This is a genomic window from Anaerovorax odorimutans DSM 5092, assembly GCF_000426305.1.
GTDB classification, from domain to species: Bacteria; Bacillota; Clostridia; order Peptostreptococcales; family Anaerovoracaceae; genus Anaerovorax; species Anaerovorax odorimutans.
Map to the genome: position 1 here is coordinate 1 of NZ_KE384518.1, position 12222 is coordinate 12222.

9 protein-coding genes are annotated in these 12222 nt (G+C 32.4%); 3 read left to right on the forward strand and 6 right to left on the reverse strand.

What is annotated here, in order from left to right; all coding sequences use genetic code 11:
- Window positions 1-88 precede the first annotated feature (88 nt).
- From K292_RS17200 to K292_RS0112740, 6 genes are all read right to left on the reverse strand, one after another.
- On the reverse strand, window positions 89-661 hold the full coding sequence (locus K292_RS17200) for a flagellar hook-basal body protein (RefSeq protein ID WP_051280734.1): 573 nt from the start codon (window positions 659-661) through the stop codon (window positions 89-91).
- 13 nt (window positions 662-674) lie between these two features.
- Window positions 675-1454, reverse strand: a complete 780-nt coding sequence (locus K292_RS0112720; protein ID WP_027400135.1) for a sigma-70 family RNA polymerase sigma factor — start codon at window positions 1452-1454, stop codon at window positions 675-677.
- 17 nt (window positions 1455-1471) lie between these two features.
- A complete protein-coding gene (flhA, locus tag K292_RS0112725; protein WP_027400136.1) occupies window positions 1472-3526 on the reverse strand; it encodes a flagellar biosynthesis protein FlhA in 2055 nt (684 codons plus the stop codon).
- Window positions 3527-3538: 12 nt separating this feature from the next.
- Complete coding sequence (flgB, locus tag K292_RS0112730; RefSeq protein WP_027400137.1) at window positions 3539-3931, reverse strand: flagellar basal body rod protein FlgB; 393 nt, start codon at window positions 3929-3931, stop codon at window positions 3539-3541.
- Window positions 3932-4223: 292 nt separating this feature from the next.
- The gene (locus K292_RS0112735; RefSeq protein WP_027400138.1) at window positions 4224-7835 is read right to left on the reverse strand and encodes an S-layer homology domain-containing protein; all 3612 of its coding nucleotides are present in this window, start codon (window positions 7833-7835) and stop codon (window positions 4224-4226) included.
- 102 nt (window positions 7836-7937) lie between these two features.
- On the reverse strand, window positions 7938-8669 hold the full coding sequence (locus tag K292_RS0112740; protein WP_027400139.1) for a flagellar brake protein: 732 nt from the start codon (window positions 8667-8669) through the stop codon (window positions 7938-7940).
- A 102-nt stretch (window positions 8670-8771) separates the two neighbouring features.
- Between K292_RS0112740 and K292_RS0112745 the strand changes: the two genes are divergently transcribed.
- The 3 genes from K292_RS0112745 to K292_RS0112755 all read left to right on the forward strand — a co-directional run bounded on the left by K292_RS0112745 (window position 8772) and on the right by K292_RS0112755 (window position 12197).
- On the forward strand, window positions 8772-10823 hold the full coding sequence (locus K292_RS0112745) for a chemotaxis protein CheA (RefSeq protein WP_027400140.1): 2052 nt from the start codon (window positions 8772-8774) through the stop codon (window positions 10821-10823).
- Between the two features lie 73 nt (window positions 10824-10896).
- Entirely contained in the window at window positions 10897-11367 is a 471-nt protein-coding gene (locus K292_RS0112750; RefSeq protein WP_027400141.1) for a chemotaxis protein CheW, read from the forward strand.
- 26 nt (window positions 11368-11393) lie between these two features.
- Window positions 11394-12197 carry a CheR family methyltransferase gene (locus K292_RS0112755; protein WP_027400142.1) on the forward strand — a complete coding sequence of 268 codons (804 nt, stop codon included), beginning with the start codon at window positions 11394-11396 and terminating at the stop codon, window positions 12195-12197.
- The last annotated feature ends 25 nt before the right edge of the window (window positions 12198-12222 follow it).

Here is a 12222-nt window from a genome sequence, read left to right on the forward strand (position 1 = left end):
TGTGTACGCGAGGTGTACAAACTCCAATTTTTTTAATATTTATTTATTAAACATTATTGATTTTTCAACGTTAATAAGCATACTGTTTCTATATGTCATTATTTCGAAACATCCCTTCATTAATTTTCGAAAGTTGATTGTAATCATTAAAATCTACCACCTTAATTATACCTAATTCTTCACCTTCTTCTGAATATATAGTACCTGTACTGTCAACATTTATTTTATCCGTGTTAAGTAAAATAGGTCCGTTTTCTCCCATTACCCTACCCACATGCTGCAGGCTAAGATACCCTTCATCATCTAAAGTAAACGACCCATTTCTAGTATATAAGCTTCCTTCATCAGTTTGGATTTCAAAAAAACCCTTATCCACAATTGCGAAATCCAAAGGTCTGTCTGTTTCTTCAAAAACACCTTGTGTATAATTTGTTACCGATTCATCTATTGTTCTAATCATTGAAGAAGTATTTAACGGCTTACTGCCGCTCTTATCTTTATTCCCTGTTCTATATAAAAGTTCCTCCTGAAATGTTTTGGACACCAGAGTATCTCTTTTGTATCCAGGTGTTGATACATTTGCCATGTTATTACTTATAGTATTTAAATTCCTGTTCTGCGAAAGCATACCCGATGCAAGGGTATAAAAACCTTTTAACATTTTATTTTCCCTTCTAATCTTTAAAATAATTTTCTACATACAATCTTAACTTTCTCAACGCTGCAGCATGAATTTGTGAGATACGCGGCTCACTAACATCCATAACCCTTGAAATTTCTTTCATGCTTAGCTCTTTCCTGTAATATAAAGAAACAACCAATTGTTCCTTTTCCCTTAACGATTTTACTGCTTCATTCAATATTTCTGAAAGCTCATTTCTTTCTAAGTTTCGAGCCGGAATATGATCAGTCTGAGATTCTATAAGCTGATCTGAAATAAAATTTGTTTGAAGACTATCCATTAAAGTATCTAATGACAATAAATGATATAGATTTGTATCACCCAATGCTTTTAAATACTTGTCAAGGCTCATTCCTAAATAATCAGCAATTTCTTTATCCTTAGGATATCTGGCAAGCTTAGAAAACAATTCATTATATGCTTTGTCAATATCTTTACCTATCTTGCGCACACTCCTGGGAACCCAATCCTGCTTTCTTGCAATATCAATAATAGTTCCTCTTATTCTTAGAGAAGCATAACTTTCAAACTTTACATTTTTAGAGGCATCAAATTTATCTATTGCCCCCATTAAAGCTATAATTCCTTCATTAATCATATCTTCTATATCAGTAAAACTTACATAAACCCCTCTCATCTGCATAGCAATAGTTTTTACAATATAGCTATATCTAATTACTAGCTCTTGCTTAAGCTTTTCTTCTTTGGTCTCCCTATAAATCGAAAATAATTCCTCATTTGTTTTAGACTCTAATTCACTGGATAGAAGCATAAATCACCCTCACATTTTTAAACAACAATATTTCCTACTGCTTGAATTTGTATATTGTTTGCAATCTCTCCAAAAGATAGGACATACAAATTTGGATAAAATTGTTCAATCATTCTATAAAAATAAAGACGTATTACATTACTTGTTAAAATAATCGGAGCCTGTGATAGTTCGGTGAACTTAGGTAATTGCTCTTTCAATTGTCCGATAATGCTCTGCATCACATCAGGACTCATGGCTAAATATACTCCTTGTTCATTTCTTGTCAAACTTGATAAAATCGTTTTTTCTAATTCAGTATCAAGGGTCAATACTCTTAGCTGACCATTTTCACAAAATTTTCTCGTAATAGTACGTTTTAATGCCATTCTTACATTTTCTATCATAACATCCACATCATTAGTTGCTGCCGAAGAATCTATCAAACTCTCTAAAATTGTAACCAAATCCTTTATCGGTACGCCTTCTTTCAGCAGATTAAATAATACCTTTTGAAAATTTCCATAAGAAATTATATTAGGAATTGCTTCCTCAACTAACTCCGGAGAAATTTTCTTTGTATTTTCTATTAATTGCATAACTTCCGCCCTGGTAAGCAGCTCATGTACATTGCGCTTAATAGTCTCAGACAAATGGGTAAGCATAACAGATAATGGATCAATTACGGTATATCCGTATATTTCAGCCAAATCCTTTTTGTCCGATGTAATCCATTTGCTTGGAATACCATATGCAGGCTCTATCGTATCGATACCATCAATTTCACCAGTAGGATTAGGCGGTTCAAGGGCCAAATAATAGTCTACTAAAATCTCACCACTGCTTATTTCTTCTCCCTTAATTTTAATTACATATTCATTAGTGTTTAAAACTGCACTGTCTCTTAATCTGACAGATGGAACTACGAATCCCATTTCCTGCGCAAACTGTCTTCTGAATATAACAATTCTGTTTATTAAACTTCCTCCACTATTTTCATCTACTAAAGGTATTAGACTATAACCAAATTCCATTTCTATAGGTTCTACATTTAGCAACGAGTAAATATTGTTTACATCTTTAAAATATGAATCTTCATCAAATTCTTCCTGCTCATATTCTTGATTCACAATTTCATCTTCAACATTTTGCTTCTTCTCAGCACTTATTAACCTTATACCCAAAGAAATTAATATTACAGCAAGTATTATCGGCTGTACAGGAGGTGCTCCCGGAATGAATACCAAAAGTCCGATTATAACGCCCGATATTACCAAAACTCTAGGCTGTGATAAAAACTGTTTTGTTACATCCTGATTTAAATTACTCTCTGATACAGACCTTGTTACTATCATACCTGTTGCGGTGGATATAAGCAGTGCCGGTATTTGTGAAACAAGTCCATCTCCAATTGTAGCAATGGAATATACTTGCAGAACTTCAGAAAATGGCATATTACTTTGCACAATACCTATGATTGTACCTGCAACAAAATTAATCAAAGTAATTACGATTGCCATAATAGCATCGCCCTTTACAATCTTTGTTGCACCATCCATAGCCCCGTAAAAATCTGCTTCTTTTTCAATTTTATGTCTTCGTTCTCTAGCTTGTTCTTCTGTAATCAATCCGGAACTAAGGTCTGCGTCAATTGCCATCTGCTTTCCTGGCATAGCATCTAAAGTAAATCTGGCTGCTACTTCTGCAACACGTTCAGCTCCTTTAGTAATTACTATAAATTGTACCAATACAATTATTAGAAATATAATAACACCAACTACTACATTCCCCTGAAGTACAAAACTTCCAAAAGTTTTAATAACTTGACCCGCTTCACCCTGCTTAGTCAAAATCAATCTGGTTGAAGAAACATTAAGCGCAAGCCTAAACAAAGTGGTAATCAAAAGAAGCGATGGGAATATGGAAAATTCCAACGTTTCACTTATGTACATTGTAGTCAATAATATTATTAAAGATATTGTGATGCTAATAATAAACATCATATCTAATGCAAAAGGGTTAAGAGGAATTATTAATAACAAAACGACAATAATTACAAATATAGCCACAGTGTTACTAAATATTTTTTTCATTTATATCTCCGTTTATTCTCCTGTAATAACCATTCTAAGTCTTGTAAACTGATCAGAGATCTGATTTGCCATATATTGATACTGCAATTGGGTTCTGGCCAGTTCTACATTTTCCACATCAACATTTACATTGTTTCCATCCATTCTGATACTCTCATCGTCACTTTGATGTATCATCATTTTAGAATTTTGAATTTCCTTTGCAATATCACTGGATTTTGCAAATTGTCCGTTACCAAATTTTGAAAGATTACTTCTCAGTTCATCTTCAAACGTTACGTACTTTGCTTTGTATCCAGGAGTATCACCATTCGCCACATTTTCTGATATAACTCTTTGTTTCTGCCATAAAAAATCTAAGCTTTTTTGGCTTAAATTAATTGCATTATTGTTTAGCCAATCCATTAAGTTAACTCCCCTTCTTTTTTATATTTATAAATTTATATATAATTAATTAATTATACTATTTTTTTGACAAATAAACAACTGATTTTACATTATATTACTTTATTTTTCAAAATTTTTTTATAATTCTCATTAAAAAAGACCGAGATTATGAACTGACCCTCATAGGTTGGATTTTTAGGTCTAACCTACGGGGTTACATCATTGATCTGGTCTTTTTCATTTGAATATAAATATTCAAAATATTATATTATCGTATTTAAAACATTAAACATATACAAGTATTGATTTTCTATAAGAATCCAACCTCAAAATGTGCACTGTTAGGATCTTCCGTATCTATAGTAAAGTTCATAACTAATGGTCCTGCTTTATTTCCCGACTTGTCATAAATAGAATAATTAAAGCGAATACTTCCATTATTCACCATGTCAGTAAATTTAATAATTACACCTTTTACAGCACCATTTATATCAGTTGTGCTCTCTATACTATAACTACCTCCGGAAACTTGAAGTTTACTGTTTAATACAGCTTCCGTCAACGGCAGCAAATCTCCATTTTCAGTTTCTGTATAATATAAAGGTTTATTAAATGTAAGAGAAAGCTCACCGTCACACTTGTAAATACCTGAAGGAGAAGTTATATTCGTAATAATTGTATTTGCATATAATCCTAACGGTGTCTTATCAAGTGGTGTCATACTGGAAATAGAAACCACGTCGGAAGGATCTCCGAATTCTTTTTCAGCTACTGCATAAAAAGTATAGTATTTTTCAGTTTCCAATGAGCTGCATGAAATTTTCACCGATTTATATTTAGTTGATGTGACTTCTCCATAAGATACAGCTTTTGCATCTTCACTATTGTATTTATCCTTTATCTGCTGTGCCGTTGGCTCTGCTTTTCCTCCAGGGAAAGTTGTACCCTTAGGGTATACAATCCAATATATGGTTGCATCACTGTCAATGGTTGTAGACACTGTTACCGATCCATCATCCGAGCTGGCTACTCTTGGCCCATCAACAAATTCAGGAGTTGTAACAACAGTAGTGGAAACATCTTCTTTTTGCACATCAGAGAATTCCGGAGGATTTCCCTTTATAAGATAATATACTTCATAGTCCGTTGCCGGCTCCAACCCTTCTATGGATGTAACATACTTACTGTTTCCATACGGAATTTCTAAATTACCTATTTTACTTCCTGAAGGTCTGTAACTTCCGTTGATTATACTCAAAGCGCTTGGCGTAGATGAAACAGTACCTTTTTTAACTGCTAAATAATATAATGTTGCACTTTTATCTGCACTGGCAGTCAATTCAACTGAAGTTTCCTCGCCGCTGCAGTCAAAGAATTTCAAAGTAGGAACTACCGTATCTATAAAGTAAGCAGTACATTTAAAATTATCAGGTTTATTGATTTGATAAATCTTTCCTTCTTTTATCATTGAATCTAAATTTTCTTTTACACCTTTAACTATTACAGTAAGATTTTTATTAGTTCCTGCAATTCCTTTAGCACTTATATTAACATTCCGATTCCATGTATCTCTTTTTGTATTTCCTTCAACTTCTGTAAATGAAATATAGTATTCCTTTTCACTTAAGGAATTAAAATCATCAAATGAATAATTGCTGCCACCTCCTGCTTTATTTATAAAATATGCTATAGTATAAGGTTTCTCTTTCGGTAAGAAAAAGTTCCCTAATAATTTTTTACCGTTCTTGTCTTTCACATATAGATTAAAATAAACATCTGTATCTGATTCTAAAACAGTATCATAACATAATTCATCATTATCTGATTTTTCTTTTGGCTTTATTTGAAATGCTATATCTAAATTAGGATATGTGTCAGGGGCTTCTATCTCATTAAAAGTTATACTCGGTACCAATTCCGTAGTGGTAAATGTAAGTTTTTGTAATTTTGATTTATTGCCAGCGCTATCCTTCATAGCTATATAAAAATCATATGTGGTTTTATTTGATAAGCCGCTGATATTAAAAGTTGTTTCACTGCTTCCGCTGCATGATACAGTATTACCTTGCAAAGAACCCGAAACATTTTGTGCTAAGAGTTTATCAATTGTAGGTGCACTGGATTTTTCCGGCAAAAGTGCCCAATATGCAGTACAATTTTTTGATGGCAGAACACTTATTGTAGCACTATTCTTTGAAATGGATTTAGTCTTAGGGTATCCATTTTCAAAACTAAGAGGACTATTGTCTACAGTTTCAAAAGTATTTTTTTCTATATCTGAATCATCTTCTCTTAGATCTACTAATACTGCATATAATTTATATTCTACGCCTCCTTTAAGTCCTGATAGTTTAACGGTAACTTCCTTATCGTTTAAAATTCCCATATTACCGGATTTTGCAGCATTACTGCTGTTCAATTTAGTTAGATCATCTAATGAAACCGATCCATCTGTGGACTCTTTTAACATCCAATATACCTTCCCCGGCTTATTTACCTCAAACAGTACATCCGCAGAAGTGGCAGTGATTTCTTTAATTTTTGGATATCCGCTTTTAAATTTTGGTTTTAATGAATCTAATTCTGCATCCTGATTTGTCATTTTTTTCCCATTGATTGTTGTCGTAATTCCCGGTCTTATAATAATATTTTCAGGCAGCATAGAAATGTTTACATTATCTGAGTTTACTACTACTGAATCAACTTCTCCTTCACCTGTTACAGTAGTATTTGTATCAATAAACATCTCTTCTGTATCTGTATCTTTTTCAAGAAATACCTTTGATCCTGCACCAAGCTCATCTACAGTCAATCTGGAAATATAGCCTTTATGTAAGGAAAGAGAATTTCCTTCTCCCATAATTTTAATATCTTCAAAATCTCCTGAAAGTTCTAATTTTGTTCCGCTTTCCCCTTTTAAAATTATATCATTGAATGCAGAATCTCTGACATTTCCTTCTTCTAAATATGCATTGCTTTTTATTGTAGTCGTATTAATTGTAGTATCCCCTTCTGCTCTGAAGCTGATTTTCTTGCCAAAAACGGAATCTATAATAAGATGATTAATATTACAATCAGTGAGGACAACACTGTTTTCACCTACATTGCTTTCTCCTGTTCCGCTTACAATCAAGTCTCCTTCAACAGTAACATTTTCTAAACTAGTATATCCTAATCCAACTCCTGCTGTTATATACAAGTCACCTGCAACGTTTGTGTTTTTCAAACTTGCCCCAGACTGTATAACTGAAACATTTCCTTTAGTATACCCATAGCTGTTATATCCCCTATCTTTTACAATATATCCTGCAACTTCCGATAATACCTTAGCCATTTCACCACGCTTCATCTGGCCATTTGGTCTGAATGTATTATCAGGGTAACCTTTTATATAGTTCTTTTCTGCAGCAGCATTTATGTAATCCTTACTCCAGTTGCTGAAATTTCTGCTATCCTCAAATTCAAAGTTATCTTCATTTATTCCTTCAATTTTCAAAGCTTTGCAAAGTAATACAACAGCTTCCTCTCTTTTTAATAGTCCATCAGGATTTGCCTTATTTTTCCCCGAACCTTCAAAATATCCTTGTTTTGCGGCAATTGAAATATCATCAGCATACCATGCATTTTTATCTACATCTTTAAACTTCTTTACACCTTTTTCGGTATACCCAAAAGCTCTGTTAATCATAGCCACAAACTCAGCTCTTGTAATGGCGTTTTCCGGATAAAGTCTTCCATACGAATCACCCTTCATTACGTCTTGATTTACCAAGTTGTTTAAATACGTGCTTGCCCAGTGTTCAGAAGAAGCATAACTCTCCGAATCCCTGCCCATGTCAACAAATATCATACTTGTAAAAAAAACAACGGATAGAGTTACTGCCCCTATTTTTTTCATACATTCTTTGACTGTAATTTTCATTTTTTCTCACCCATCCTATTTGAAATTTAATATATTTACCTGATCAACACTATTACTAACATGTAATGTATCTACATTTATTATAATAACAATTTATTATAGTTACAATTTATTTTTTTCTTCATCTTTATTTTCTTCTTCTTTATTTTTTCCTTCATTTTCTTTTTCTTTATTTTTTTTCTTTTTATTTCCTAATTGAGTTTGAAATACAAACTGTCTTATAATGCTTTCCTGAGAAGCTTTCATATCAATAAATTGGCATCCATAAGAATATACATTATTTTTTTCCTTTGTTTCTCTTAGTATTTTCATTTCCAATATTATAGGAAAACGGCCTAAAGTAAAATCTGTTATTATATGATCCCCCACCTCTAAGTTTTCATTTTTACCCTCCGTTATAAAACATGCACCCCCTGCGCTGATATCTTTAAATCTAACAGGTATTTTAACAATAGCTCCATTATCCTTCGGTTCTTTTGAAACAGCTTCTACCACTTCAACATAATTAATACTCACTTTAAAATCTTTACGCCTTTGAACATGCTCCAAAAATTTTAAATGTTCAATATGTACACGTCCTTTTAATATATATCCTGCTCTTCCTGTATATAAAAGTATACCTTTATCATCATTGATTATATTTAATCTCACAGGACGGCCTTCTGTAAGAGTACCTTTTTTAGCCTCTGTAATATCAATATATATAATAGCTCTGTTTTTTTCTTCTTCAATTTTTAATAATTTTCCGGGGATTTTTTGAGTATCTGCATCATCAAGAATTAGTATTATCTGAGCCCCATCTAATTTATCCGTGTTCCTATTGCTTTCGTTCATTTAGTTTAATCCTTTTTTTTAAATTCTTTAAGCAGTAACGTTATTTTATTTTCCATTTTGTCGATATACTATTTGAGATAATTTTTAAGGTGGTGTAAAAATATGGATAATAGTATGGAAAATATGTTAGATATGTATCTCTTTGAAACAAACACTCTAATTGAACAATTGGATGAAATATTGCTAAATGCAGAAAAGGCTGAAAGTTTTACTGATGATGATATAAATGAAATATTCAGAATCATGCATACAATAAAAGGTTCTTCTGCAATGATGCAGTTTTCATCATTAATGAACATTGCTCACAGAATAGAGGATTTGTTCTTTTTCATTCGTGAAAATGGAATTCCTGAGAAACATCGTCTCGCATTGTTTGATCTAATGTTTCGTTCTAATGATAAATTAAAATCACAGATCAGTAAAATTGAAAACGACGAACCTCTCAATGATAATATCGACGATTTTATACAAGAAGTTAATACTTTTCTTGAAATATTTAAAGGCGATATTGAAAATCAAGAATCTGACTCTGAAAGTTCGTCCTTACCTGTCAGTAATGAAAACAACGATACACAGAATCAGTCTGATTCAAATAAACATTCTATTACAATTTTCTTTGACGAAGGAAGCGGCATGGAAAATTTAAGAGCTTTTATGTTGATAACTTCAATAAAAGAATGTTATTCAGATTTCAGTTATTATCCTGAAAATGTTGAAACTGATTCTTCTACCAGCGAATATATTTCAGAACATGGTTTTAAAATCAGTTTTTCAAATGATAAAAGCTTAGATGATGCAATTGCTATTATTAAGAGTTCCTTGAATATAAGAACATATGAAGTCTCAGAAATTGCTGAAGACAAAACGGAAGATATTAAAGAAGAAAAAGCAGCAGTTCCTTCTGTCAACAATACTGCAAATACATCAAAACAGAAGGTAAATACAAACACAAACAACGAATCAGCTCATAAAAAACAAAGTCTTATAAGCGTTAACCTATCAAAATTAGATAAATTGATGGATATTGTGGGAGAAATCGTTATTACCGAATCTATGGTAACTTCATCTCCTGAACTGCAGGATATAAAACTTGATAACTTTACCAAATCTGCACGTCAATTAAGGAAATTAACAGATGAACTTCAAGACACAGTTATGTCAATAAGAATGGTTCCTGTTTCCGGTGCATTTCAAAAAATGAACAGAATTGTTAGAGATATGGGACAAAGCCTTGGGAAAAATGCAAAACTTACTATTATAGGTGCGGATACTGAAGTGGATAAAACAATTGTGGACAGCATAGGAGATCCTATTATGCATATGGTAAGGAATTCCATGGATCACGGTCTGGAATCCAGTGAATCTGAAAGAACTGCTTTAGGCAAAGACCCTCAAGGTGAAATAACTTTGATGGCAGAGCATACTGGCAGTGAAGTTTTAATTTCCATAAGTGATGACGGCAAAGGAATCAATACAGAAAAAGTTCTTTCAAAAGCTAAGGAAAATCAACTGCTTGTAAAACCGGAAAATGAATATACAAAAAAAGAAATATTACAGCTTCTATTATTACCGGGCTTTTCCACAAAAGATCAAGTTACAGAATATTCCGGAAGAGGCGTAGGTATGGACGTTGTTAAAAAAAATATAGAAAAGGTAGGTGGGGTGGTAACCATTTCCAGCGAAGAAGGTCAAGGTACATGTACTACCTTTAAAATACCTCTTACATTAGCTATTGTAGACGGTATGGAAGTATCTGTAGGTTCATCTATTTTCACCATACCGATTATGAATATAAGACAATCATTTAAAGTATCACCTGAAGAAATTGTTTATGACGTGGACAGAGGAGCTATGATCCGCAAGATGGACAATTATTATCCTATTATTCGCATACATGAACTTTATCAATTAGAAACGAATATAACGGATATAACCGATGGAATAATGATTTGGGTTGAATCAGGAGATAAATCCTACTGCTTATTCGTGGACGAATTGAAAGGTGAACAACAAGTAGTAGTTAAACCTCTTCCTTCTTATTTGAATCAATTTAACATAAAAAATTCAGGTATTGCCGGCTGTACCATATTAGGTGACGGTAACATCAGTATTATTTTAGATATTTCAAATCTATATGATGCTGCGGTTTTCTAAAAGTCAGCAAATAATGTAAATTTAACTGTTTAATAAATATTTTTGTTAAACTTTTTATAGGAGGTTAATTGATATGGCAAATGAAATAGAAAGAGATACTTTGGACATTACAGATAATTCAGAGGCTCTAAACGATAACACAAAAAAATTCTTAACATTTCTTTCCGACGAACTCTACTTTGCAGTTGATATTGGATATGTAATAGAAATTATAACTTCATACAATATCACTCATCTGCCAAGAGTACCCGAATATGTAACAGGTATTATAAATCTCAGAGGGCAGATTATACCTATTGTTGATATTAGAATCCGTACAGGAAGGCCCCTTATTGAATATACTGATAAATCATGCATTATTGTCTTAGAAATAAACTCTATGATGATTGGAATAATAGTTGATGAAGTATCTCATGTTGTGGATGTTAAAACTGAAAATATTTCTCCATCACCTTCCAAAAATAAGCAAGAGCTCGTAAACGGAATCGCACGTGTGGATAGTACAGTAAACTTAATTTTAGATTGTGAAAGTCTAGTACAATAGTCAATTTTAATTTAGAGAGGTAGTATATGCTTGAAATAACACAAACAGATTTTTTGCGTCTTGTTAAATTTGTAGAAAAAAATTACGGAATTGACCTAAGCAAGAAAAAGCATTTAATTGAAGGCAGGTTGTCAAATTTTATAACAGACAAAGGCTTTGCCGATTTCAGCAGTTATGTTGATCATATTCTTAAAAAAAATACTGCTGATGTTCAGGAATTATTAAACCGTTTAACAACAAATCATACTTTCTTTATGAGAGAAAGTACGCACTTTGATTTCTTTAAAAATACAATTTTACCGCAATTTGAGCAAAAAAATAAAAATAAAGTACTAAGTATTTGGAGTGCAGGATGTTCTTCCGGTGAAGAACCTTATACCCTTTCAATGATTTTAGCCGACTACTTTGGGCCAAAATTTAGCCAATGGGATACACGTATACTAGCTACAGATATTTCGCAGAAAGTTCTTTCTCAAGCTAAAGAAGCAGCATACAGCGAAAACTCTATTGCAAATGTACCTGACAGCTGGAAAAAAAATTATTTTATGAAGTCTGGCACAAAATATACTATAGTTCCTAAAATAAAAGATAATGTAATATTTCGTATGTTTAATTTAATGGATCCTATTAAGTTTAAAATGAAATTTGACATTATTTTCTGTAGAAATGTAATGATCTATTTTGATCAGCCTACAAAAGATGCTTTAATAAACCGTTTTTATCATGCTACAAATAATGGAGGATACCTGCTGATTGGTCATTCAGAAACACTGAATCGTGAAAGTACACCTTATCAATATCTTATGCCCGCCACTTATAAAAAACTTTAATACGTTTAGCGCTTTTTAATTACAA

Coding starts and splice junctions, on each gene's coding strand:
- K292_RS17200 (WP_051280734.1), bottom strand. CDS start 661: ATGTTAAAAGGTTTTTATACCCTTGCATCGGGTATGCTTTCGCAGAAC.
- K292_RS0112720 (WP_027400135.1), bottom strand. CDS start 1,454: ATGCTTCTATCCAGTGAATTAGAGTCTAAAACAAATGAGGAATTATTT.
- flhA (WP_027400136.1), bottom strand. CDS start 3,526: ATGAAAAAAATATTTAGTAACACTGTGGCTATATTTGTAATTATTGTC.
- flgB (WP_027400137.1), bottom strand. CDS start 3,931: ATGGATTGGCTAAACAATAATGCAATTAATTTAAGCCAAAAAAGCTTA.
- K292_RS0112735 (WP_027400138.1), bottom strand. CDS start 7,835: ATGAAAATTACAGTCAAAGAATGTATGAAAAAAATAGGGGCAGTAACT.
- K292_RS0112740 (WP_027400139.1), bottom strand. CDS start 8,669: ATGAACGAAAGCAATAGGAACACGGATAAATTAGATGGGGCTCAGATA.
- K292_RS0112745 (WP_027400140.1), top strand. CDS start 8,772: ATGGATAATAGTATGGAAAATATGTTAGATATGTATCTCTTTGAAACA.
- K292_RS0112750 (WP_027400141.1), top strand. CDS start 10,897: ATGGCAAATGAAATAGAAAGAGATACTTTGGACATTACAGATAATTCA.
- K292_RS0112755 (WP_027400142.1), top strand. CDS start 11,394: ATGCTTGAAATAACACAAACAGATTTTTTGCGTCTTGTTAAATTTGTA.